Here is a 24,478-nt window from a genome sequence, read left to right on the forward strand (position 1 = left end):
GCTCCACCGCAAGGAGGAGCGGCTTGTTGTGTGCCGGAGGTAATCCCGTCTGGACATCCGTCCGGGCGTCACATTGCAGCCTGGGGTACCTTTTTGTGATCACGATCAACATGCGCCGCAAGGCGCCGATTGCAACTTCGGTTTTGGCACTGGCATTACTGGCAGGCAGCGCGCAGGCGGCAACACGCGCCGATCTGCACGGCTACAACATCGACAATCTCAACCGCGCCTATCAGGCAGCCTCCCGGGCTTCGGGGCCGGCGGCCTCGGCCAGCGAACGCCATGCCGAGTTCCTCGGCCTGGATGCTGAATCAACACTCAGCCTGATCGGCAGTGCCAAGGATGCCGACGGCACCAATCACTACCGCTACCAGCAGAACTTCCGCGGTATCCCGGTATGGGGCGAACACGTGGTGGTCAGCGAAAACACGGACGGCAGCGTGCGCAGCCTCTTCGGTCGCTCCGTCGGCGGACTGGCCGCAGACATCGCCAGCACCCGCGCCCGCGTCACCGATGCCTCGGCACTCGGCATCGCCAAGACCGCGAGCATCGGCAGCAGCGATGCCACGCTGATCACGCAGCGCGAAGAGAGCCGTTTGATGATCTATGTGGATGACGCCGACAGCGCCCACCTCAGCTATGTCGTCTCCTTCTTCGCAGACAGCGCCAAGGGCGGCTCTCCGACGCGCCCCTTCGTCATCGTCGACGCCCAGTCCGGCGCCATCCTCAAGCGCTGGGAAGGCTTGACCACGGCCAACGGCACAGGTCCCGGCGGCAACAGCAAGACCGGTCAGTACCAGTGGGGTTCGGGCGGTCGCTATGGCTACCTGGACGTTACCCAGAGCGGTACGACGTGCACGATGAACAACACCAACGTCAAGTCGGTGAACCTCAATGGCGGCACCACCAGCACCACCGCCTATTCGTACACCTGCCCCAACAATACCTACAAGGCCATCAACGGCGCCTACTCGCCGATCAACGACGCCCATTTCTTCGGCGGCGTGATCCAGAACATGTACACGGCCTACACCGGCGCCAAGGCCCTGACCTTCCAGCTGGTGATGCGCACGCATTACAGCAGCAACTACGAGAATGCCTTCTGGGACGGCAGCACCATGAGCTTTGGTGATGGCGCTTCGACCTTCTACCCGCTGGTCAGCGTCGATGTGGCCGGCCACGAAGTCTCCCACGGCTACACCGAGCAGCATTCCAACCTGACCTACTCCGGTCAGTCCGGCGGCATGAACGAGGCCTTCTCCGACATGGGCGGCGAAGCCACCGAGTACTACTGGAAGGGCAGCAATGACTTCCTGGTGGGACCGGAGATCTTCAAGGCCTCCGGCGCACTGCGCTACATGAACAACCCGCCGCAGGATGGTCGCTCCATCGACAATGCTGCCAACTACACCAGTGGCCTCGACGTGCACTACTCCTCGGGCGTTTACAACAAGGCCTTCTACAAGTTGGCCACCACGGCCGGCTGGAACACGGTCAATGCCTTCAAGGTCTTTGCCCGTGCCAACGCGCTCTACTGGACACCCAGCAGCACCTTCAACAGCGGCGCCTGCGGCGTGCAAACCGCTGCCACCGACCTCGGCTTTGCGGCCTCTGCCGTGACCGCCGCGTTTACCTCGGTGGGCGTCGCCTGCTCCACGGGCGGCGGCGGCGGCGGTGCCAGCACCGGTGGCCCCTTGACCAATGGTGTGGCCGTGACTGGCATCAACCAGCCGACGGCGGGCCAGTCGGTCAATTACACGCTGGCCGTGCCGGCCGGCGCCACCAACCTCAAGTTCGTCACATCCGGCGGCACCGGCGACATGGACCTGTATGTGAAGTTCGGCAGCGCGCCGACCGACTCGGTCTACGACTGTCGTTCCAACGGCGGCACCAATGCCGAGACCTGCAATATCGCCACGGCGCAGACCGGCACCTACTACGTGCGCCTCAAGGCCTACAGCGCCTTCTCGGGTGTCTCCCTGACGGGTAGTTACACCGCCGGCGGTGGCGGTGGCGGTGGCGGTGGGGTCCAGACCTACACCAACAACACGCCCCTGGCGATTCCTGACCGAAGCACGGTGAGCAGCACGATCACCGTCTCCGGGCGCACCGGCAATGCTCCGACCACCAGCAAGGTCAGTGTCAACATCACGCATAGTTACCGCGGCGACCTCAAGATCGATCTGCTGGCACCTGATGGATCGGTCTATCTGTTGAAGGCATCCAGCGGATCCGACAGTGCCGCCAACGTGATCGCCACCTACACGGTCAATCTCTCGGCAGAAGCCCTGAATGGTGCCTGGAAACTGCGCATTCAGGACACAGCTTCCGGTGACACAGGCACGCTCAACAGTTGGAGCTTGCAGTTCTGACGAACAGCAAGTTCGGTTGGTACAGAACCCCGGCTCCGGCCGGGGTTCTTTTTTGGGGCTCCGCGCCATACAGGAATCGGGCCAGGCACGCTGAGCCACCCCCGACCAGCGCTTGCCGGCGAGCCATGAGTATCCCCGGCAAACAAGCCTCCCCGTCGATTGCCTATAGCATCGTGACGTTTTGCACCTTGTTCGGATCCCGCCTTGGCCGGATGACCGCGACTGCTCCGCGTCGGCGCCGCAGCTGACAATTTCCCCGTACAGAAAGCGAACAAAAACAGTCGCTTTTGTGCATGAAGCGTGAATACGTCCGTACAAAATCCCGGCATCCGGCCATGCTGCGTCGCAACAATACTTGACGGGAATGCGGGTGTTACGGTTCACCGCCGCGATCGGGAGGGGAGTCCCGACGCGCGCACTGGGGAAACTGATAGCGCAGACCAGCAAGCTGAGCCGGAGATTTTCGGCTCACGGCCGACTGTTGCCTCCAGTTTCCGTTTGGAAGCCCGTCCTGGCCTTCACCCGGACGATTTCTTGACCACACTGGGGATTCAAACACGTGAGCAATCATTCCAAGCGCCCTCTGGCGACTATTGTGGCATCGGCTCTGGCACTGGCCATGGCCGCCGGTTCGGCACACGCCGCCAGCCGAGTTGATCTGCATGGATACGACGTCGCACGACTGAACAGCGCCTACCAGGCCGCCACACGCGCCGCCGGGCAGAACCCGAACACGACCGAGCGTCATGCCGAATTCCTGGGCCTGGACGCCGACTCCAGCCTGAGCCAGATCGGCTACCTCAAGGATGCCAACGGCACGCAGCACTTCCGCTATCAGCAGAGCTTCCGCGGTGTGCCCGTCTGGGGTGAGCATGTGGTCGTCAGCGAGCTCGCCGATGGCAGCATCCGCAGTCTGTTCGGGCGCGCCGTGAGTGGTCTGGCCGCAGAGATTCCGAGCACCGATGCCTCGATTTCCAGTGACGCTGCGCTGAATATCGCCCGCGCCGCCGCCATCGGTAGCAGCGACAGTGTGCTGCTGCCGCAGAACGAAGAAAGTCGTCTGATGATCTACGTGGACGACAATGATCATGCCCGTCTGAGCTACGTTGCCTCATTCTTCGCCGACACCGCCAAGGGCGGCGCACCCACGCGTCCCTTCGTCATCGTCGACGCCCGCACCGGCGTGGTGCTGAAGCGTTGGGAAGGCCTGACCACCGCCAACATCGGCACTGGCCCGGGTGGCAACAGCAAGACCGGCCAGTACCAGTGGGGCTCGGGCGGTCGCTATGGCTTCCTTGATGTGTCCCAGAGCGGCAGCACCTGCACCATGAACAACACCGATGTGAAGTCGGTGAACTTGAACGGCGGCACGACCAGCACCACCGCCTATTCGTACACCTGCCCCAACAACACCTACAAGGCCATCAACGGCGCCTACTCGCCGATCAACGACGCCCATTTCTTCGGCGGCGTGATCCAGAACATGTATTCCTCCTATGTGGGCGTGAAGGCACTGACCTTCCAGCTGGTGATGCGGGTGCATTACAGCTCGAACTACGAAAACGCCTTCTGGAACGGCTCGACCATGAGCTTTGGCGATGGCGCCTCGACCTTCTACCCGCTCGTCAGCGTCGACGTGGCCGGCCACGAGGTCTCGCACGGTTTCACCGAGCAGCATTCGAACCTGACCTACTCCGGTCAGTCCGGCGGCATGAACGAGGCCTTCTCCGACATGGGCGGCGAAGCCACCGAGTACTACTGGAAGGGCAGCAATGATTTCCTGGTCGGCCCGGACATCTTCAAGGCTTCCGGCGCACTGCGCTACATGAACAATCCGCCGCAGGATGGTCGCTCCATCGACAATGCCTCCCAGTACACCAGCGGCCTCGATGTGCACTACTCCTCGGGCGTCTACAACAAGGCCTTCTACCTGCTGGCCACCTCGTCTGGCTGGAACACGATCAACGCCTTCAAGGTGTTTGCCCGTGCCAACAGCCTGTACTGGACGCCGAGCAGCACCTTCAACAGCGGCGCCTGCGGCGTCGAGACGGCGGCATCGGATCTCGGCCTGTCGGTCGCCAGCGTCACCTCGGCTTTCTCCTCGGTCGGCGTCAGCTGCTCGGGTGGTGGCGGTGGCGGCGGTGGTGCCAGCACCGGCGGCCCGCTCAGCAATGGCGTGGCGGTGACCGGCATCAACCAGCCGACGGCGGGTCAGTCGGTCAACTACACGCTGGCCGTGCCGGCAGGCGCGACTGGCCTGAAGTTCGTCATGAGCGGCGGCACCGGCGATGCCGACATGTACGTGAAATTCGGCAGCGCGCCGACCGACTCGTCCTATGACTGCCGTCCGTACCTCAGTGGCAACAACGAAACCTGCAACATCGCCACGGCCCAGGCCGGCACCTACTACGTGCGACTGAAAGCCTACAGTGCCTTCAGCGGCGCTTCGTTGACCGGCAGCTATACCGCGCCGTCGGCCAACAATCCGCCGGTGGCGAACTTCAGCTTCAGCGTCAGCGGTCTCGGCGCCAGCTTCACCGATACCTCGACCGACAGCGATGGCAGCATCGCCTCGCGCTCGTGGACCTTCGGTGACGGCAGCAGCTCGACCAGTGCCAACCCCAGCCACACCTACGCGACTGCCGGCACCTATTCGGTGAAACTGACGGTGACCGACAACAACGGCGCTTCAGCCAACATCACCAAGTCGGTGACGGTCGCCAGCGCCCCGGGTGGCACTCAGGTCTACACCAACAACACCCCGGTTGCCATTCCGGACCGCAAGACCATCAACAGCTACATCACGGTCTCGGGCCGCACCGGCAATGCACCGTCGAACAGCCAGGTCAGCGTCAACATCACCCACACCTATCGCGGTGATCTCAAGATCACGCTGTACGCACCGGATGGCAGCGCCTATCTGCTGAAGGCCTCCAGCGGTTCCGACAACGGGGCCAACGTGATCGAGACCTACACCGTCAACCTCTCCACCGAGGGCTTGAACGGCACCTGGAATCTGCGTGTGCAGGACACCGCACGCGGTGACGTCGGCACCCTGAACAACTGGGCCATCGAGTTCTGATCGATTGCTTCAGGGCAAGACCTTGAACCCCGGCTTCGGCCGGGGTTCTTTTTTTTTGGGCCTCGGAACCCCGCGCTCCGCAACAAGGCAAACCAGTCCCGAGCGGATCAATCCACTGTTGAACAGCGTCCAGACAAGTCTGGACCCACAAAAGCGCGCGCCTTGGTGCGTCCAGACTTGTCTGGACGCTCTTCGCCCGATGGACCTCCAAACTCAGACCTCAGTTCGCCCCAGTCAACTGCCCGCTGACTCGAACGATTTCCGCATCTGCACCCCAGCGCTGTGCGAGGCCAGCCTGCCACTCCCGCTCCGCCTCGGTGGGCTTGCGGTGCTCCACGCGCGCCAGCTTCAGCTCCACGTACTGCGCCCAATCCGCATACAGATCCGGGCGCTCGGGACCCAGCACCCGTGCTAGCGCCTGAAGATGCCGGCGGGAGGTCGCAACATCGCCATGATCAGCGGCGAATTCGGCTTCGCGCAGTTCGAAGTTGCGCAGCAACCAGGGCAGCGGCTGCGCCACGCCTGCCAGCAACTCTCGGGCTTCGGTGAGATACGCCTCGGCCTTCGGATGCACGCCATCCAGCGTCGCCGCGCGATGCGCCGTCAGCAGGGTCATGATCAGCTCCTGCGGCGTCGGCGCGGCTTGCGCGCGGCGTATCGCCAGCGCCTGATCGATCTCCGACAGGGCGCGGTCAACATCGTGATCGCCCTCGGAAGCGATCACCGCCAGCGCCTCATGCATGCGCGCGAGGTTGCCGGGGTTGTGCTCGGCATCCGACTCCCACAGCGGTCGGATCAACTCGATCTGTTCGCGTGCTTGTGCATGGCGTCCGACCTGAACCAGTTCCTTGGCGTAGTTCAGCCTGAACACCGCGGCACCGAAACTGGCTTGTGTCTGCCGCGGCAGATCCGCCAGCACGCGCTCATGCACGGCCAGGGCCTCCAGCTTGCGACCGCTCGCACCATAGAGATTGGCCAGGATCTGGCGCAGATAGTTGGCATTGGTGCCCTTGGGACCTTCGATACGTTCAAGCAGGGCAATGCTGGCATTGGTGTGATCCAGCGCATCCTGGAAATGCCCCAGGTAGAACTCGGCCATGCCCAGATTGCCCAACGCCGCCGCCGTCTCGTGGTGTTCCGGGCTGTAGTAGCGCCGCGCCAGCGGTAGCGCTTCGGCGGCATGGGCACGTGCGGCCTCGTAGTCCCGCAAGGAAATCTGGGCAGCGGCCAGATTGGTCAGCGTGGTCGCCCACAGACGGCAGGCCTCGAGTTCCTGCCGATCGCAGTTCTGGCGCAGCAGCGGCAGCGCCCCGGTCAGCAGCGCCATGCCCTCCGGGCCGCGACCATGCTGACTGAGCACCGCACCCAGCGTGATTCTGCGGTCGATCGCGTCGGTGCTGTGATCGTCTGTCGGCGTGTCCTTGACCACTTGCTCCATGTCGGCGAGAGCCGGCGGGTCGCCGGCGCGCTCGCGCAGGCGCGCATCGGCGAAGGCGATCTTGCGGTAACTGGCACCGGATGTGCCGAGGTGCTGGGCGGCATAGCGTACCGCCGTGGCGCTCAAGCGCAGACTGGCGGCCTGATCGCCCATGAGCTGATAGATCTGCGCCAGTCGCCGATACAGCTCGACAGCCGCTTCCGGGGCATCGGCGAGATCGGTCTCGACCCGCTTTTCGGCCCCGAGGACCAGATCGCGCACGCTGGGCTCCTGTTCCTCGGGCACGCTGGGCACCGCTTCGTCGAACATGCCGGTGAGAAAATCCTGCACCGATTCGGACACCTTGAGCGCGGTCTCGGCGCGCTGCCGTGCCTGCTCGGCGTCGGCGCGCAGGGCCTGCGCCAGCTCGGCCTGGACGCGCGCCTGCTGCCCAAACCATAGCGCCAGCACCAGGCTGGCCAGGGTGGCCATGGTCAGCAGCGCGGTCACGATGACACCGCCACGATGACGTAGCGCGAACTTGCGCATCAGGTACCAGCGCGATGGTGGGTGCGCACTGACCGGCTGGTGGCTCAGGAATCGGCGCAGATCGTCGGCCAGCGCCTGGGCGCTCTGGTAGCGCCGATGCGGCTCATCAATCAGACACTTCTGCAGGATGTTGTCCAGATCCCCGCGCAGATAGCGCGCCACGCTGCGCTGGGTGAGCGCCAGCGTGGCGTCGTCGGCATGCACTTGCAATGCCGATTGAGAGGGCTTGCCCTTGCGCAACTCCGGGCGCTTGCTGCCGATCAGCAACTCCAGCGCCATCACCCCAAGCGCGTAGACATCGGTGGCGGTGCTGATCACGCCGTCCAGCAACTGCTCGGGTGCGGCGTATTCCGGGGTGAAACCGGCACCGCCCTGGCGGGTCAGTTCGGTTTCCTCGCTCAGGAACTTGGCGACACCGAAATCCAGCAGCTTGCAGCGACCTTCGGACGTGACCAGCACATTGGAAGGCTTGAGATCGCGGTGCACGATCAGCTGGGCATGGGCGGTAGCCACGGCGTCGCAGACTTCAATCAACAGCGCAATGCGCGCAGCCGGCAGCAAACCGTGTTCGCGCACATAGTCGGTGATGGGTAGCCCCTCGACGTACTCCATCACCAGATAGGGTTCGTCGCGCTCGCTGACGCCGCCATCGATCAGACGCGCAATATTCGGATGCTCCAGACTGGCCAGCGCCTTGCGCTCGCGCTCGAACAGACGCCGATCCAGATCCGAGAGCACCGTGCGATGCAGCAGCTTGACCGCCACACGCTGGGCGAATCCGCTGCGTTCGGCCAGAAAGACGGTGGCCATGCCACCCTGCCCCACCGGCCTGATCAGCGTGAAGTCGCCGATGCTGCGTCGTTCCGAAGCAGGCCGGTCAAGCTCGGCATCCAGCGCTGCGAGGCGCTCTTGCGGATGCACCGCGAGCGGATCGAGCGAGCGCTCCTGGGCACGCAACAGCCGGTCGACGCGCTCTCGCAGGGCCGCGTCCGGACAGTGCTGGTCCAACCAGGCCGTGCGTTCGTGCTCGGGCAGCTCGATGGCAGCGTCAAACAGCTGCCGCAGATTGAGGGGCGCATTGCTCACGTCGACGACTCCGCAGTCAGCCACAGCTCACGCATCATCGCACCTGCCACTGGGCCTTGATGAAGGCTTTGGCGAACTCCAGATCGCGCAAGATGGTGCGTCGGTTGAGGCTCAACATTTCGGCGATCTGCTCACCGGTGAGTCCGCCGAAATAGTGCAGTTCCAGTACCTCCGCACTGCGCGGGTCTTCCACCGCCAGCTGCCGCATCAGCTCATCGAGTTCCAGGGCGGCGTCCACGTGCACGAACATGGCGTCATCGCGCACTTCGTTCCAGTCCATCGCCTGAGCCCCGCCGCCGCGCTTGATGCGCAGACGCGCCCGCGCGCGATCGACCAACAAATGGCGCATGGCGCGCGCCGCGTAGGCGAAGAAGGCCCGTCGGTCGGCAAACTTGAGATCCTCACGTTCAACCACGCGCACATACAGCTCATGCACCAGTGCGGTGGTGTTGAGGGTGTCATTGGGGGCGATCTGGGCCTTGGCGATGCTGCGAAGATCCTGGTACAGATGGCTGAACAGGGCGTTGGCGTCGTCCGGGATAGCGCTGCTCATGCGGGTCTCCATTTCGCGGTGTCACTCCATGCCATCGTAGAACACTCGCTCACCTTCCAGCGCCCCAATATCGACATGCGCGCCTTCCAGGCGGCGCAGGTGATTGGCGTCCAGCGCTTCCGGCACGCCTAGCGCGCCGGGTCCCGATTCGCCCCGCGCCGTGTCGCTGCCGGCGTCCATGACCGGCGAACCCGGCAGTGGCATGCCCTGGGTCGACAGCATCGGATCCAAGGTCAAGGTGCCAGGCGCCACAGGCCAGCTGGACGGTTCGGTCATGCCGTGGATCAGGTTGCCGCGCTGCAGGAAATTGCCGGCCGGCGCTGCACCCTCGTAAAAGCGAAAGCCGCCGCTGACCAGGTTGTTGTCGAACTGGCCGCTGCTGTTGGCATAGAAGCCGAGCACCGTATAGGCATTGACAATGGTGTTGTTGAGCACGCGCGCGCTCATCTGCCCCCCTGACCCGCCAAGCAGAATGCCGTAGCGACCGGCGCCCGCGACCTGATCCAGCAGCAGCAGATTGTCGTGCAGCATAAGGTTGACGCTGGCCGAATCAACGCTCACCACTTCGACGCCGCTGGCATATCGACGCGACGGCGTGGCGACAGCGGGCAGCATCTGGTTGCGACGGATGATCGCCTCCCATGTGCCGCTACCCCCGAGACTGCCGAACAGCGCCTTGTGCGCGGATTGGACCATCACCACGTCCTCCGGGCGGAAGCGGTTGTCTTCAACGAGGATCTGGCCGCCACTGCTGCCACTGCCGACAGCAGCAACGGAATTGGGCGCGGCATTGTCGGAACCGATTTCGAACTGATTGCGACGGATGCGGACCTGGGATCGCGCGCCGCCGCTCTGATTCATGCTGACTTGCAATTGCGTGGAAGCGCCAGTCGCGTTGCCGCGAAAGGACAACTGCTGCAGCGTCAGCTCACCGGCCTGCGCCCCGTTGACCGCAAAGAACCAACTGCCGCCGACGATCTGCACACCGCTGACGGTCACCGCCCAGGGCACTGCACTGTTGATGCTCATCAGATGCGATTCGGTCGATGTCAGGCTCAGTGACACGCCGGGCGCAGTGATGATCGACAGCGGCTTGAAGATCTGCAGTCGCTCGCTGACGCTGGCACTGCTGACGATGTGCAACGTGTCGCCCGGCTGGGCGAAATCGATACAGCTCATCAGTGTGCTGTTGCACGGCGATGGGCCGGGCCAGTCCAGCGTGGCTGCCGATAGCGGCGCGGCCGAAATCAGGGCAAGCAGCATTGCCGCAAATTGCAGGCTGTGTGGGCTTGGGCGCATGGCGACACTCCGATTCGATCTGACCAGTCCACCCAAGCGCTGTCTGGCGGCCAAATGCGACATGGCGCACAAAACAGACCGATCGCAGGCGGCGATGTCGCAATCGGTCACCTGACAGCGCTTGTGCAGGCAATCCCCGAATCCGGAGCTACCTGCATGTATTCCTGTCGATTGCTACTCTGCGGCCTGCTCGCCCTGGGCAGCAGCGCCCATGCCGATGTATTCACGGTGGGCTCGGGCGCCGCCTGCACCCATGCCTCGATCCAGGACGCCATCACGGCCGGGCTCGCCAATGGCACCGGCCTGGATGTCATCAATGTCGCCCGCAACCGCAGCTACACGGCGCAGGCCCTGGTCGCACAGAACGACACTCTGGTGATCCAGGGTGGCTTTGCCGACTGCAGCAGCGCTACCGGTGACCCGAACAATCCGACGGTGCTCTCGGGCGCCGGCGGGGCTGCCGCCCCGGTGCTGCGCATTCAGGGTAGTGGCAACGTCACGCTGCGCAATCTGGTGCTGCAAGGCGGCGATGCGCCGGCCAATGCCGATGGCGGCGGTCTGGCGATCGTCGACGGGCCGCATCAGATCACGCTGAACAATGTCCAGCTGGCCAGCAACCACGCTGGACGCGGCGCCGGGATGGCGGTGACCACGGGCGTCAGCACCATCAGCGTCACCTTCCAGGGCGACAGCCGCATCTACGGCAATCAGGCCAGCAGCGACGGTGGCGGCATCTATTGCCGGAGCGCCAGTCTGTCGCTGGTGACCGAGAACTTGATCATCAACTCCAACACCAGCGGCCGCGACGGCGGCGGTGTCTATGCCGAAAACTGCGGCATCGATCTGGCCAGCGGCCATGCGCTGGGAGCGCTCTGGAACAATCAGGCGGTGCGCAACGGCGGTGGCATATATGTGTTCGGCGCTTTCGGCGGCACCCGTATCTACTCGCTGTTCAGCGATGCACTGACCCGGCTCAACGCCAATAACGCCACCGTCGGTGGCGGCGCCGTGTACGCCGCTGATGGTGCCCGCGTGGATATCCAGAACATCGAAGTGGTCGACAATTCCGCGCAGGATGGCGGCGCCATTCTGATGCGCGGCAGCAGCGGCAGCATCAACAATGATCTGACGATTGCCTCCAGCGGCGTTGCTCCCGCTGCTGTCGCCTGCCCCATCGGGCGCATCTGCAACCGCTACATCAACAACCGCAGCTCCGTGGGCGGGGTGGTCAGCAATGGCGCCGCCGCCATCGCCTACCGACTGGAAAACGGTAGTGCCGGTCGCGCCCACATCCAGCGCGCCAGCTTCGAGGGCAACCAGGGCGGACGCGTCATCCACAGTTTCATCCCCAGCGCAGGCGCCTTCAATCAGATGGAGTTGATCAATATCGCGCTGTTCGGCAACCAGCAGACCGACCCTCAGGGCGCACTGATCTATGGCCAGAAGATGACCCTGAATTTCGTCAGCATCGCCGGCAACACGCTCACTGGCAGCGCCGTGATACGTGGATTCGATCTGCAGACCGTACTCGGCTATGTCGCCGCCTTCCAGCCAGGCAAACCGCTGCTGCTGCAAAGCGGCGGCTCGGTGCTCAGCGGCTACCTGATCGCGAATGATCTCAGCGGCATTCCACCCACGGTTAATAACCTCGAGGCCGACCCGCTGTTCGTCAGTGCCAGCGATCTGCACCTGCGCCCAGGGTCGCTGGCGATCGACTACGCGACGTCTTCAGCGGCTCTGGCACCGCCTTACAACACCGACATCTTCGGCCAGCCGCGCCCGGTCGACGACAGTCAGGTACCCAACGCCTTCGGCCCCATCGATGTCGGCGCCTACGAGTCCGAGGCCGACGCGCTCTTCGCCAACGGCTTTGAACCCTGTTTCAGCTGCTAGCGCCGGACCGAGAAGCAGCCTTTTGTAGGAGCGACCTCGCGTCGCGACCGCTCTCGCGAGGCAACGGTCGCGCCGCAAGGGCGCTCCTACCAGGGCCATGCGCCACGACGCCAGCCACCTTGCACGGAGTCACCCGCACGCGCGGGTGCTTGTCCCACCCACCAGGAGACCATCATGAAAGCCACGATCCCCCTGGCGCTGCTCTGCGCCAGCCTCTGCACCCAGGCCCTTGCCGACAACGAATTCAGCGTAGGCACTGGCCCGGGCTGCACCCATGCCACGATCCAGTCAGCATTGGACGCCGCCGCCAATGACGGGCCAGTTCCATCCCTGATCAAGATCACTCGCACGCTGAGCTACACCCAGCAGGCACTGCGCATCAACGATCGCGAGTACGTGGAATTGCGCGGCGGTTACGCCCGCTGCACGGACACCCTGCCCGACGCCGGCTACACCCGCATCGACGGCAGCGGTGGTATCCCGCAAACGGTCATTGCGGTGGTCGGCAACTATCCGTCCACGGTGCGACTGGCTGGCCTGGAGATTGTCGGCGGCGATGCCGAGGACCATGAATACGGCGGCGCCGTCTATGCCCGTCATGGTGGCTTGCTGGTCATCGCCGCCAGCTCCATCCACGACAATCGCGCCGGCTACGGCGGCGGCATCGCCATCGAAGGTCGCGGCACCGAACTGGCCTTGCGCGACGATGTGCTGGTGTACAGCAATTCGGCCATGTACGAAGGCGGCGGCGCCTGGTGTCGCGACGGCTCGGTGTACGCCAACGCCCGCGGAACCGGCTTCTTCAACAACAACGCACTCAACGAAGGTGGCGGACTACGCCTCAGCCATTGCAACGCCGAACTGGCCAGCAACGGTCCGTTCAATGCCGGGATACTCTATGGCAACACCTCGTACAACGGTGCAGGCCTCAGCGCCACCGATTCGGTCATCAAGGTCTACAGCACCCAGAGCAACGCCCCCAACCGCATCGCCTACAACCGGGCCACCAACAACGGCGGTGGCTTTGCCCTGCGCAACGCCTCGTCGATCACCCTGTGGGATACCTTGATCGAGGGCAATGCCGCCAGCACCGGCGGCGCCGGCTGGGTCTATTCCAGCACCGCCAGCGATCCACGCATCCGCTTGCGCAGCGCTCGCAACCGCGACGCCGAAACCCCGATCACCGCGGTGGCCTGCGCCAGCGGCATCAACTGCAATCGCGTCACCGGCAACACCTCCCGCGCCACCGGCAGCTCACCGGGCGATGGCGCCGCCTTCTATTACGACTGGAGTTCGCCGACCGGCTGCAACTTTCCCTTCAGCTGTGCCTGGCCCACCGGCTTTGTCGCCGATGCCGACATCCAGGACGCCCAGATCGACCGCAACAGCGGCCATTCGTTGATCTACTACCGCCAGCACTACAATCATTACGCCATTACCCAGTCGCTGATCTTCGCCAACACCGTCAGCGATGCGCTGATCAAGACCGGCGATGACGACAAGGTCTGGATTGCCCAGACCACCATCACCGGCAACAGCATCGGCAGCGCCGTCGTGCGTGCGCCGCAACTGGATCTGCGCTGCGCCATCGTCAATCAGGCCGGCATCATCCGCCAGGGCAACGGCAACCTGACTGCGCAGTTCGTGCTGGTGCCCAGCACCAGTCAGCTGCCCAGCAACACCAGCATCTTCCAGGGCACGCCGCGATTCATGTCGATCGCGAACGACAACTACCGACTGTTCCCGGGTCAGTTCCGTTTCGATCCGGTTCCTTCGCCGGGGATCGACATCGCCAGCAGCTGCGGCGTGTTCCAGCGCGGCAACGACCAGGACGGCCTAGTGCGCCCCGCCGACATCGCCGCCGCGCCCAATCAGTTCGGCACGCTGGATCTGGGCCCGTACGAGGCGCGGATCGTCCTGTCCACATTCTGAGAGAGGCGCCTGGGCCGCGGCGAGGCGCTGCTTCCCGGTGCAAACTGCCTTTCCCGGCTCCGGCGACGGGATCGGCTGAGTGCTACCACCGCAGCGCCGATGGCGCTGTGGATTGGTCGCGGCAGTGGGCGCGATTACCGGATCAGATCACAGCCTGAGTTGATTTCGATCAACGCGGCGGTCAAGATCAGTCGCCATATAATGCATTGTACTAATGTAGGTAGTGCTCATATGAATGCGACCCTACAACCACCGCTGGCGCTGCGGGTAAGGCAGATCCTCTGGCTCGCCAGCATTCTGATGCTTGCCTCGGCATCGGGCATGGCCCAGGTGGCGCCGGTCACCGGCGTGGTGACTGACGCCGCCAGCGGAGCTGTGCTCGAGGGTGTGCGCGTGCATGTCAGAGCGTCCCCGAATACCGCCGTCGCAGTCACCGGTGCGGATGGCCGCTTTGAACTTGCGATCGATCAGGGCTCGGGAAGCAGCTTTCAGGTTTCGGCGGCACTCGCCTACGACAGTGCGGCGGCAATCAACTACGAAACTACCGCCGTCTCGGCCTCACCCGGCGCCACGCTGGCCATTGCCTTGCGCCGAATTCCAACGCTGCAGAACAACAGCTATCAACCCATTGCCGCCGAAGGCGCATGCGCAAGCTGCCACACTGAGCAATACGCGCAGTGGTTGAGCAGCAATCATGCCCATGCTGCCGTCAATGCGCTGGTGCGCGACTTGTACTCAGGCGATGGCACCGGTTTGGCGACGGGCCCCAGTGGCGATGGTTATGTGTTTCTGGACAATCACGCGGCACCGGCAACCGGGTTGTGCGCAACCTGTCATGCACCGAACGAATATCCGTCCGATCCGGCATCGGTGCGCTTCAACGAGGTGAGCACGGCGGCCGGACATGAGGGCGTGACTTGTACGAGTTGCCACCAATTGCACGAGGTCAACGAGAACATCGAAGCCATCCATCTGCTCGGCAATGCTGCGTTCTCGTTTCCCGCTTCCATCAACGGCTCCGGGGCCAGCCTGACCCACCAACACGTCTGGGGGCCACTGGATGACGTACAGTTTCCGCAGATGCGCGCGGCTTACGCGCCAATGTTCGCCACTTCCCGCCTGTGCGCCAGTTGCCATCAATACGAGAATCCGGACAGCGGAGCGCCCGGCCAGGAAACCTACAGCGAGTGGTTGACCTCACCCGCGGCCGCTTCGGGGCAGCAGTGCCAGGACTGCCACATGCCGATCGCCACGAGCCCGGGGCGGCTGGCCAGTGTCGGTCAGGCACCGATCCGACCCGGAACGCAGCGTCATGACCACAGTTTTCCCGGAGTCTATTCCGGTCGCCTGGTGCAGCCGGTTGATCTAGGCCTGACCGCCGAGCTGGTCGCCGGTGAGCTGGTAGTCGACGCGGCCGTCGTCAATCGCGTGCTTGGGCACAACTTCCCGACCGGCGTGGATGTGCGCAATGCCTTTCTGCTGGTTGAGGCCACGCTGGACTCTGTGCCGATGAATCAGCTGGAGGGCGATCAGCTGCCATTCTGGGTGGACGACGCGATACCCGGCAAGCAACCCGGGGATTTCGCTGGCTTTGCGGGTCGCGGCTACGCCAAGGTGCTGCAAGGACGTATCGATGGTCAAGGCGCACTGCTCAAGCCGGTCCCGTTCATTGATGCCGAGTCTGTGTTCAGCAACACGACGATTCCCCCGGGCGCCACCGATTTCGCCCGGTTCACCTTTGCCCTGCCGGCCACGGCACAGATCGGACAGACGATTCGCGTCCAGGCTCAGATCTACTACCGACGTGCATGGCGAGCGATAGCCGTCACCAAGAACTGGGTGCAGAACAGCGATGGCGAGCCCTGGGAGCGGCTGGTCACCCAAACATCAGCCGACATCGTGATCGATGCGAGCATGCTCGACCAGCAGTTCGCCGACGGCTTCGAGGCCAGCCTACCCTGATCGACAGCGGTGACCCGACCTTCGGCGTGCCTGGCCGGCAGCGCGACCGATCCGGTGGCGGTCGGGCGCGCAATCGCGCTGGTCACCGCCGATTCCAGGCCCTCGCGGCGGTAGCGGATGCGCTTGCACGACGCGCGGGCTGGCGCACGTCGAGCACAATCTGTGCGTTCGCGATCGCGAACGATTGGGTCCCCCGAAATTCCGGTCCGCGTTCGCATTCTTGTACGCGAATCACCGAAAAAGGCCGTCACGGCGCGCTCCGCGCGCTGGCACGGGCTTTGCTGAGCACGGGCATCTTCGTTGTCCGTGGAGCCCCTCGATGAATCGATCCCTGGATAGGTACGCGCTGGTCACTGGGTTGCTGCTGTCAGCGACCGTTTACGCGGCGCCGACCGATCTCGACACCAGTTTCGGAGGCAGTGGCGATCGTCTGGATCCCTTTGTGAGCGCGAATCTGGTCACTCGTCTCGACGGCCGTGCGCTGGCTGTCTCGTCTGCCCAGCTCAGCTACATCGCTGGCGGCGCCAACGGCGGCGCAGGCCTGGAGGAGGGCTTTCTCGGCGTACTCAACACCAATGGCAGCATTGCCACCCAGATCAATGGCAGCGGGCTGACCCTGCTGCCCCAGGCGCGCTTCGAGGATCTGTTGTTGCTGCCCGATGGCAAGGTGCTCGCCTGTGGCTTGAGCTACGTCAGCCAGACCGACTACCGCTGGCTGGTGGCGCGCTTCAATGCCAACCTGAGCCTTGATGCGACCTTCGCCGGGCAAGGCTTCGTGGTCGGGGATTTCGGCCCCTTGTCGATCTGCGAGACCATCGAGCAGACCAGTGATGCCCGTATCGTCATCGGCGGACGCCGCGGCAGTTCCAACCAGGGTCCGCAGGACAACGGATTCATCGCCGTGCTGACCCAGTCCGGCACGCTGGACACGGCTTTTGCCGGGACCGGACTGATAGAGACTGCGGTCGACCTGCCGGGATTTTCCGGGACCTTCAGTCCTCGCGTCGCCAGCCTGACCGAAGGCGCTGACGGTCGCGTGGTGATGGCCGGTGGACTCGGCATCTCGGGCCCCGATGGGCTGATGGACACGATCAATCGCGACTACGTGATGAGCTACGCGCCCGGCGGCACACGGGTACATCTGCGCAACCCGCGTGACACCGCCTTCTACCTGCCCTGGACCCGCAGCTGGGGCGAGCTGCACGCTGCCGCGACGGCGAAGATCCGTCGAGGCTACCAGTTCGTGTACCAGCAGTTGCCGCCCAACCGGGCCTACACCTACGTCGGTGGCTACGAGGCCGACCTCAGCAATCCCGCCGGCTCCACAACCGGGATCTGGGGCGGTCTGGCCTGGCCCAACACCGAGGGCGAACTCGATGGTCATTTGTACGGCGCCTCGGTGCTCCTTCCCAACGACCAGATGATCGTGGCCGGCAGCTGGCGTCGCAGCGGGCAGAGCCCGGCACAGGCCCGGGTGTTTCTGCAGCGCGTCGATCAGAACGGCCTGGACAGCAGCTTTTTCCCGGTGGTCGGCTTCAACCAGGACGCCTACCTCCATCGCCCCGCCGGCCAGCCCGAGACCGGCGCGACCCCTTTCCCGATCGTGCGTGACCTGGCGGTGTCGCGCAACGGTCGGATCACGATACTGTCGCGGCGCTCTTCGGGTCAGAACGGCATCAACGTGATGCGCTTCCTCGGCGACCCTATCGTCAATTCCATCATCGATCTCGATCCGGATCCTTCGGGCCTCGTTCCGGGATCCGCTAGCGTGTCGCCGAACGTGATGGCCACGTCGGACCTGATGGCGATCTTCGGCCTGGCAGCAGGCGCGCGCGTGCCGCTGTTCGTGCTCGGCGGCGAGTATCAGGTGAACTCGGGCGGCTGGCGCAGCCAGCCCACCTTTGTAGGCAACGGCGATTTCGTGCGGGTGCGCGGTCGCTCGCCCGCCACGCAGGGCGCGCAGCAGCTTGTGTCGCTGTTCGTCGGTGGTTTGCGCGCCAAGAACAGCTGGGACGCCCTCGGGGCTCGGCAGCGCGCGGATTTCGTCATCACGACCGCTTCGACCAGCCTGGTCGGCACGCGTTGCTCGGCGGTGGCCGGCGCCACGAACTGCATGGCCGCGATTCCCGACAATTCCGGCAGTGTCACCAGTGTGCTGCCACTCAATTACATTGTCCCGGGCCAGTGCAACTTCATTCGTCGCGTGCGTGTAGGCCTCGACATCGACCATCCCTACGTGGGTGACTTGCGCGTGGTCCTGCAGGATCCGAATTTCGACAGCTTCGGCGGCCCCGGCAATGTCACGCTGCTCGATCGCACCCGCAACGGAGTGAACGGGACGTCGGGCTCCTGCGGCGCCGACGACATCGAAGCGATCTTCTGGGACGATTCCCCGGTCGGGCCGGACCGCAGTTGTGGACTGATCCCGGATCGTCCGGCGCTCAACGGGTACATCGCACCGGTGCAGCCCCTTTCCGGGCTGATCGCGCGCCGCAGCACCGACAACAACGGCAGCAGCACGGTCGGGACCTGGCGCCTGGTGGTGCGTGACCTGGCAAACGGCGATGTCGGCCAGCTCAACGACTGGTCTATCGAAGTCGATTGCTCCAGCACGCCCGTGCTGGAGGCCGATATCGAGGTGACCACCATTGGCAACACCAGCGGCATCGCCGGCACGCCTTTGCTCTTCGGCTTCCAGGTGCGCAATCTCGGGCCGCAGGCCTCGGGGCCGGTGCGTTTCACGGCGCCACTGCCTTCAGGGGCGGTCGCCGGTTACACCGATGTGTCCTGGAGCTGCACCGCCACCGGCGGCGCCACCTGCAATTACCCGCCCTTCTGCGGTCCGCTGTCCTGCAGCAGCAGCACCCTCGAATCCGAGCTGTCCCTGCCCGCGGGGGCGATGGTCGAGTTCAACATCACGGCCACGATCGGTGCCGCGCTGGCGCCTTCGCAGGCCGTGGACACCACGGCCCTGGCCGTCATCACCGGCGGCAGCAGCGCCGACCCGATCGTCAGCAACAACAGCAGCACCCACAGCCTGGCTCCGATCCATTTCGCCGATCTGCGGGCAGAGGCCCTGAGTGCGCAGGTGGTGCCGGGCAACCAGATCGAGATCGTCGCCACCTTCGCCAGTCACGGGCCCTCGTTCACGCCCAACAGCGCGCACACGCTGACTTTGCCGGCCGGCTACAGCTTCGCCTCCGAGTCCTGCGCGCGTGCCGGATCGGCATGCGGCGGCGTGAGCTTCACGAACGGCCAGCAGCTCGTGCGCGACACCCTGCCGCTGCTGGGCGACGGCGCCGCCAATGTCTGGATCATTCGGGCGTCCTACGCCGGCGCCACGCCGCCGGTCGGGCAGATCGTGCTGGCAAGCAGCCTGCCGGGTGGCATGGGGGTGGGTGATCCCAATTTGTCAAACAATACCCAGACCATCGCAACGCCGACGGGAGGGTTGCCTGACCCCGTGTTCGCCAATGGCTTCGAGTGAACCATGGGCACCGATCGCATGACTCAGATCGACGATGGAACCGAGCGCGCCCGGAAGAACGGTGGCGAGAACGCCTCGCGTCGGCGCGGTGACGGGCCACAGCCCTCTGCCACGGGCCAGGTGCGCGATATACGCTACCAGGTGCGGCTGGCCGAACCTGGAGATTCCGAACCTTGGCTTCTGAGCCCCGGATCTCATGCGATAGGGCGGGACCACCGATCCGCAATCTGCCTCACGCATCCGACCGTCTCGCGCCGCCATGCCGAGATCGAGATCCTGGCCGAGGGCGGTGTGATCGTTCGTGATCTCGGCTCGACCAACGGAAGCTGGCTGGATTCGAAAAGGATCCAGCGCGTTGCATTGACCGGCGATTTCGATCTTCGCGTGGGCGCCGTCGCGCTCGAGTTCGACCAGCAGCGCGAGTTGCCGAAAACCGCGTGTGTCATTGACGGCCGCGCGGAACGTGATGTGCACGCCGCGCGAAAGCCCACAGGGCCGAGGACCACCATGGAGCAAATGCCGTGAGCCATACTCTGACAACGCCCCCCGCCCAGGCTTGCGAACATCCAGGCTCGTCGTTCCAGCATGTGCCCGAGTCCAGTCACCTGAACGGGGGACAGACTGAGCCGTCCGGACACTGTTGCCGACGCGTCGGCGTGCTCTCACTTGCTGCTCTGTTGGCGTTCACCGGCCTGGTGGCCAGCGCCGCCGGCCTGCCGCGTTTCAAGCCCGAGATCATTGCCGGTCACACGATGAACCTGCCGCTCGGCTGGCAGCGCCAGCAGGACGAGGCCAGCCTGATCCTGACCGAGGACCCAGACGACGAGGATTCGCCGGCTCTGGCGCTGTTCGCCATCAGAATCGATCCCGAGCGCTCACCGGCGCCGGCCGCCCTCGCAGATGCGGTTCTGGTGCAGCTGAACCTGCCGGCTCAGGGCGTGACGGCCGTGCTTGCCGAAGAGCGCTGGCAGCACGGCGCACTGTACCGCCTGCACCGACTCGACGAATCGGGGCAATTCGGATACCTGGCCAGCTACACCAACGTCGACCGTGCCCGGGGCAACCTCGTGCACATGATGTTCTCGGCCCGTGATCGCGATTTCGTCGAGCTCGGCGGGCCTCTGCTGCCGCTGGTGGTCTATGCCGGCGTCGATCCCGACGTGCTCGACGCGACCTCGCACGCAAGTCGAGAGGCACCGGCCGCCACGGGCTGCGAGGCATCCTGGGCCTGTGCGGACGGGATGAGCGCCGAAGAGATGGCGCTTGCCAGCCAAATCTCGCGGATGAATCATGAGGCCAGCATGAAGATCCTGTACAACATGGATTCTGGGTGGTGCCACGGCGGCGAGGCGGTATGCGAGTGAAAGTGACGGGCACCGCCCGCAGCACTGACGGCTCGGACACACTTCGCAGCCCGGCGAACATCGCTTCCTGATGGTGGCCTGCGAAATCCATCAGAGATCTCTGCAAGCTAATGACGGAACACCACCCGAGCATCCTCGCCCATGGACACCTACGACATCTCGAACGATCCCGGGCGTCTGGACCTGGATGCCATGCATGCCTATCTGTCCAGCTCCTACTGGTCGCCCGGCATTCCCAAAGCCACGCTGGCCAAGGCCGTGGCGCATTCGATCTGCGTCGGCGCCTATTGCGGTGCCAAGCAGGTCGGCTTCGCCCGGATGGTGACCGATCGCGCCACTTTCGCCTATCTGGCGGATGTTTATGTGCTGGAGCCCCATCGCGGCCGTGGGCTGGCGCAACGACTGATCAAGGCACTGCTGGCGGAGCCCGACCTGCAGGGCCTGCGGCGCCTGATGCTGGTCACCCGCGACGGACACCGGCTCTACCAGAAATTCGGATTCCAGGCGCTGGCGGCGCCGGAGCGCTTCATGGAACGTCATGACCCACGGGTCTATCTCGCCGCAGATGCTTGAGATCGTTCCCTACCAGCTCGATTGGCCTGCGGACTTCGAACGCCTCGCCGGCTTGCTCCGCGCGGCCCTCGGGCAGCGCGCGCTGCGCGTCGATCACATCGGCTCAACCGCCGTGCCCGGCCTGAGCGCCAAGGATGTCATCGACATTCAGGTGACTGTTGAGGTCCTCTCGGCTGATATCGCACTGGAATTGCGACCTGCCGGATTCGAGCAGCGCGGGGACGTCCGCGTGGACCATGTTCCCCCCGGTGAAAACGCCGATTGCGACCAGTGGTCCAAGCTGCTGTTCACGCCGCCCGAGAGCGAACGCAGAGCCCATGTGCATGTCCGCGTGGCCGGTCGCCGCAACCAGCGCTATGCGCTGTTGTTTCGCGACTACCTGCGCGCCCACCCGGCCACTGCCGAGGCCTACGCGGAACTCAAGCGCCGACTTGCCGCCAGCCTAGCGGATCCGAAGGATTACCCGGAAGTGAAGGATCCGGCTGTCGATCTGATCTATCTGGCGGCGCAGGCCTGGGCCGCGCAGTGTGCCTGGACACCGGCCCCGAACTGATTGACAGCACCGACCGTCGGCCAAGTCCATCGAGCCTCCAACGCAAGCCGCCGCCAGATCCAAGGGGCCGGATGCGGTCGATTTGCATCTGGCCCGCCGCTCAAGACAGCCGACTGCGACAATTTGCGCGGTGGGCACTCCTTATGAAAGCACCAATTGCAGCATTGGCCGGTGAACCGGCGTTCAGACCGCACCCACCCATCACCAAGGGAGCCTTTACGTCATGACGGTGGCCCAACCAACCCTCTTGCGCAACACCGGTCTGAGCGGGCGTGTCTGTACAGCACCGCAAGTGCAAGAATCGCTGAGCTTCCTGGTGAAGTTTCACAGTTGCTCCGCAAATACCTCCGCGGGCATCGGCATTCTGGTGGCACCCGATCTGGTGTTGACCTGCCAGCATGTGGGCTCGCCGCGCTCGAAGGACTATTTCTGCAAGTCGGTGATCGATACCGCCGCCCCGTCCAGACGTGTCATCGAAATCTATGAGGAAGGCGAATCCAAAGCTATTCCGTTTTCAGATTTCCTCGCCTATTTCCCGAACAAGCCGATAGACGGTCTGCAGGAGCGCTTGGCGATCGCTCGATTGTCGGAACCGATGGCCAATGCCGGATTTCCGTCCATGGTCGACTGGGTCGATGGCATGACCTATACCCATACGGGTGTGCTCGGTGGCCAGAGTGGATGTGTCCCCAGCTTGCTGGAAGGAATCCTGGTGCACCCAGAAACCTGGACGAGCAGTCTGGTCTGCGAATGGCCAGGCGCAGCGGGCGTATTGACACCCGTTCCCGGCGACAGCGGGGGCGGCCTGTTTGAAGCCGATTCCAATTTCGGGCGTCTGATGGGCGTTCAACACGCGATATGCGGTTACAAGGACTCTCCCAAGATTGTCTCGCTGCATATTCCGATCACCCGGGCGAAAGCCTGGATCAATGCCGTCCTTTCGGCAAAGTAAACAGGAGGTCAATGTCATGTCCAAATTTGATTTCTGGCTGGTCCACGGAAACAAGCATGCTTGTGAATCCATTGACAGCGCCGCTGATCTGGTTCCGCCTGCCGGAAAGACCCATTGGCGCGCCAAGTGGATCATGGGCACTCAGCTGCTGGCAGACGACGATCAGATCATGATCACGTCGAAGGGATTGAAGGGCCGATATGCCGATCTGGTCATCACCCAAGGCAGCAGTGACGTGGTTCGACATCAGGCGGAGCTGCATTGCGAGCAACCCCCGTTCCCCGGCGTCAAGCAGGGCTATCACTACATGACGGGCTACCTGGGCAACAACGATGTGGTCTACGTCTATCGCCTGAAACCCGCTAACGGCAAGCAGAGAATTCTGCTGCAGCGATTCGTGATCGGCGGCAGCCACGAATCCCATGAGCCGACCAATGCCTCTGCGATATCCTACAGCCCGCCAGCCGAAAAGGCCGAGTTTCGCGCCTACACCGACCGTCCGGATATTCTGATTTTCACCCAGGATGACGAGGGCAGCGGCGAAGAGCCATGAGCGTTGGCGCGAATTCATGACCGGAGCAGGCACCTGAGATCCACGAGCGGGTCCCTGCGGGGACCCTTTGGATTTGCCAAGACAGCGCTGCGTCAAGGCTGAATCCGCACGAAATCCATGGTCCAGTTGGTCTCCCAGGTCTGCCCGGCATCGGCAGAGAAGGCCTGCTCCCAGCGTGCCGCGTCGGCAGTCACGGGCAACCACAGGAAGCGCACCCGGATCGGACGCCCTGCCAGGGTATCCTCGGCATAGAAGCTGCCCTGCCCCTGGTCGAAGCGCCCCACCACCGGTGTGTCCAGTTGGTGCGGCGATCGACCATCCAGCCACCATATCGCCCACTGGCCACTCGCTGCATCCAGAGAGCGGACAGCGGCCGCGCGATAGGGGCCATCGGGCAGGTGCAGCAGATTGTCCTCGACATTGCCGCGGCCGCCCAGAATCTTGCGGGTGGACGAGATTCCCTCGAATTCCTGCCATTCGGCGCAGCCCACCAGTCTTTCTTTGAGCCGGCGATGGCGCACGCGCCAATCACCGATGATGAAATCAAAATCTGATGCACACGTGGACGCTGCTTGGGTATTCATCGATTGACTGACTCCGACAGGCATGGAAGTGGTCGACGCGCCTGCGCAACGCCCAGCGCGCCGAGACTGAAATACGGTGTACCTGAGTCGCATGTCGCTGTCGCCTGTCGGCGGTGGCCTTGCTGACAAAGCCTGTCAGCAGCGCGATTCAGGCCGGCCCCGACTCGCAGCAACAACGGCGCCGCTCATTCCTCGGACTTCCCTGTTGAAGCCGACGCCCTCGCCGCGGCACACAACGACCTGATTGCGATTTTTGCTTGGCATTGC

At 64.1% G+C, this 24,478-nt stretch carries 16 protein-coding genes; 12 read left to right on the top strand and 4 right to left on the bottom strand.

Translation table 11 applies throughout. From position 1 onward, the window contains the following. Positions 1-95 precede the first annotated feature (95 nt). Both H7A19_06165 and H7A19_06170 read left to right on the top strand, forming a co-directional pair. Complete coding sequence (locus H7A19_06165; GenBank protein ID MCP5474409.1) at positions 96-2,372, top strand: M4 family metallopeptidase; 2,277 nt, start codon at positions 96-98, stop codon at positions 2,370-2,372. 559 nt (positions 2,373-2,931) lie between these two features. Further along, positions 2,932-5,454 carry a M4 family metallopeptidase gene (locus tag H7A19_06170; protein MCP5474410.1) on the top strand — a complete coding sequence of 841 codons (2,523 nt, stop codon included), beginning with the start codon at positions 2,932-2,934 and terminating at the stop codon, positions 5,452-5,454. 220 nt (positions 5,455-5,674) lie between these two features. On the opposite strand, the gene H7A19_06175 is transcribed toward H7A19_06170, so the two are convergent. The 3 genes from H7A19_06175 to H7A19_06185 are packed head-to-tail and all read right to left on the bottom strand — an operon-like array spanning position 5,675 to position 10,358. Then, positions 5,675-8,506, bottom strand: coding sequence for a serine/threonine protein kinase (locus H7A19_06175; GenBank protein ID MCP5474411.1), 2,832 nt, complete (start codon positions 8,504-8,506; stop codon positions 5,675-5,677). Positions 8,507-8,540: 34 nt separating this feature from the next. Next, positions 8,541-9,059, bottom strand: a complete 519-nt coding sequence (locus tag H7A19_06180; GenBank protein ID MCP5474412.1) for a sigma-70 family RNA polymerase sigma factor — start codon at positions 9,057-9,059, stop codon at positions 8,541-8,543. A gap of 21 nt (positions 9,060-9,080) precedes the next feature. Next, positions 9,081-10,358: a hypothetical protein gene (locus H7A19_06185; protein ID MCP5474413.1), complete on the bottom strand. Its 1,278-nt coding sequence runs from the start codon at positions 10,356-10,358 to the stop codon at positions 9,081-9,083. A 156-nt stretch (positions 10,359-10,514) separates the two neighbouring features. On the opposite strand from H7A19_06185, the gene H7A19_06190 reads away from it, so the two are divergent. From H7A19_06190 to H7A19_06235, 10 genes are all read left to right on the top strand, one after another. Then, the gene (locus H7A19_06190) at positions 10,515-12,251 is read left to right on the top strand and encodes a hypothetical protein (GenBank protein MCP5474414.1); all 1,737 of its coding nucleotides are present in this window, start codon (positions 10,515-10,517) and stop codon (positions 12,249-12,251) included. A 174-nt stretch (positions 12,252-12,425) separates the two neighbouring features. Further along, positions 12,426-14,183, top strand: a complete 1,758-nt coding sequence (locus H7A19_06195) for a hypothetical protein (protein MCP5474415.1) — start codon at positions 12,426-12,428, stop codon at positions 14,181-14,183. Positions 14,184-14,414: 231 nt separating this feature from the next. Next, a complete protein-coding gene (locus H7A19_06200; GenBank protein ID MCP5474416.1) occupies positions 14,415-16,145 on the top strand; it encodes a hypothetical protein in 1,731 nt (576 codons plus the stop codon). Between the two features lie 319 nt (positions 16,146-16,464). Beyond that, entirely contained in the window at positions 16,465-19,632 is a 3,168-nt protein-coding gene (locus H7A19_06205; protein ID MCP5474417.1) for a hypothetical protein, read from the top strand. A 3-nt stretch (positions 19,633-19,635) separates the two neighbouring features. After that, the gene (locus tag H7A19_06210) at positions 19,636-20,157 is read left to right on the top strand and encodes an FHA domain-containing protein (protein ID MCP5474418.1); all 522 of its coding nucleotides are present in this window, start codon (positions 19,636-19,638) and stop codon (positions 20,155-20,157) included. 152 nt (positions 20,158-20,309) lie between these two features. Next, complete coding sequence (locus tag H7A19_06215) at positions 20,310-20,996, top strand: hypothetical protein (GenBank protein MCP5474419.1); 687 nt, start codon at positions 20,310-20,312, stop codon at positions 20,994-20,996. 141 nt (positions 20,997-21,137) lie between these two features. Next, on the top strand, positions 21,138-21,569 hold the full coding sequence (locus H7A19_06220; protein ID MCP5474420.1) for a GNAT family N-acetyltransferase: 432 nt from the start codon (positions 21,138-21,140) through the stop codon (positions 21,567-21,569). Further along, on the top strand, positions 21,562-22,122 hold the full coding sequence (locus tag H7A19_06225) for a GrpB family protein (GenBank protein ID MCP5474421.1): 561 nt from the start codon (positions 21,562-21,564) through the stop codon (positions 22,120-22,122). Before H7A19_06220 ends, H7A19_06225 begins: the two co-directional genes overlap by 8 nt. A 316-nt stretch (positions 22,123-22,438) precedes the next feature. Then, entirely contained in the window at positions 22,439-23,074 is a 636-nt protein-coding gene (locus H7A19_06230; protein ID MCP5474422.1) for a hypothetical protein, read from the top strand. 16 nt (positions 23,075-23,090) lie between these two features. Continuing rightward, positions 23,091-23,627 carry a hypothetical protein gene (locus H7A19_06235; GenBank protein MCP5474423.1) on the top strand — a complete coding sequence of 179 codons (537 nt, stop codon included), beginning with the start codon at positions 23,091-23,093 and terminating at the stop codon, positions 23,625-23,627. 92 nt (positions 23,628-23,719) lie between these two features. On the opposite strand, the gene H7A19_06240 is transcribed toward H7A19_06235, so the two are convergent. Beyond that, the gene (locus tag H7A19_06240) at positions 23,720-24,211 is read right to left on the bottom strand and encodes a DUF1579 domain-containing protein (protein MCP5474424.1); all 492 of its coding nucleotides are present in this window, start codon (positions 24,209-24,211) and stop codon (positions 23,720-23,722) included. Positions 24,212-24,478: the final 267 nt, after the last annotated feature.

This window comes from Rhodanobacteraceae bacterium (assembly GCA_024234055.1).
In the GTDB taxonomy this organism is placed as follows: domain Bacteria; phylum Pseudomonadota; class Gammaproteobacteria; order Xanthomonadales; family SZUA-5; genus JADKFD01.

Bases quoted from the DNA above. Each gene is read 5' to 3' on its own strand.
- H7A19_06235 (MCP5474423.1), top strand. From the start codon at position 23,091: ATGTCCAAATTTGATTTCTGGCTGGTCCACGGAAACAAGCATGCTTGT.
- H7A19_06240 (MCP5474424.1), bottom strand. From the start codon at position 24,211: ATGAATACCCAAGCAGCGTCCACGTGTGCATCAGATTTTGATTTCATC.
- H7A19_06180 (MCP5474412.1), bottom strand. From the start codon at position 9,059: ATGAGCAGCGCTATCCCGGACGACGCCAACGCCCTGTTCAGCCATCTG.
- H7A19_06205 (MCP5474417.1), top strand. From the start codon at position 16,465: ATGAATCGATCCCTGGATAGGTACGCGCTGGTCACTGGGTTGCTGCTG.
- H7A19_06210 (MCP5474418.1), top strand. From the start codon at position 19,636: ATGGGCACCGATCGCATGACTCAGATCGACGATGGAACCGAGCGCGCC.
- H7A19_06185 (MCP5474413.1), bottom strand. From the start codon at position 10,358: ATGCGCCCAAGCCCACACAGCCTGCAATTTGCGGCAATGCTGCTTGCC.
- H7A19_06225 (MCP5474421.1), top strand. From the start codon at position 21,562: ATGCTTGAGATCGTTCCCTACCAGCTCGATTGGCCTGCGGACTTCGAA.
- H7A19_06190 (MCP5474414.1), top strand. From the start codon at position 10,515: ATGTATTCCTGTCGATTGCTACTCTGCGGCCTGCTCGCCCTGGGCAGC.
- H7A19_06200 (MCP5474416.1), top strand. From the start codon at position 14,415: ATGAATGCGACCCTACAACCACCGCTGGCGCTGCGGGTAAGGCAGATC.
- H7A19_06195 (MCP5474415.1), top strand. From the start codon at position 12,426: ATGAAAGCCACGATCCCCCTGGCGCTGCTCTGCGCCAGCCTCTGCACC.
- H7A19_06220 (MCP5474420.1), top strand. From the start codon at position 21,138: ATGGACACCTACGACATCTCGAACGATCCCGGGCGTCTGGACCTGGAT.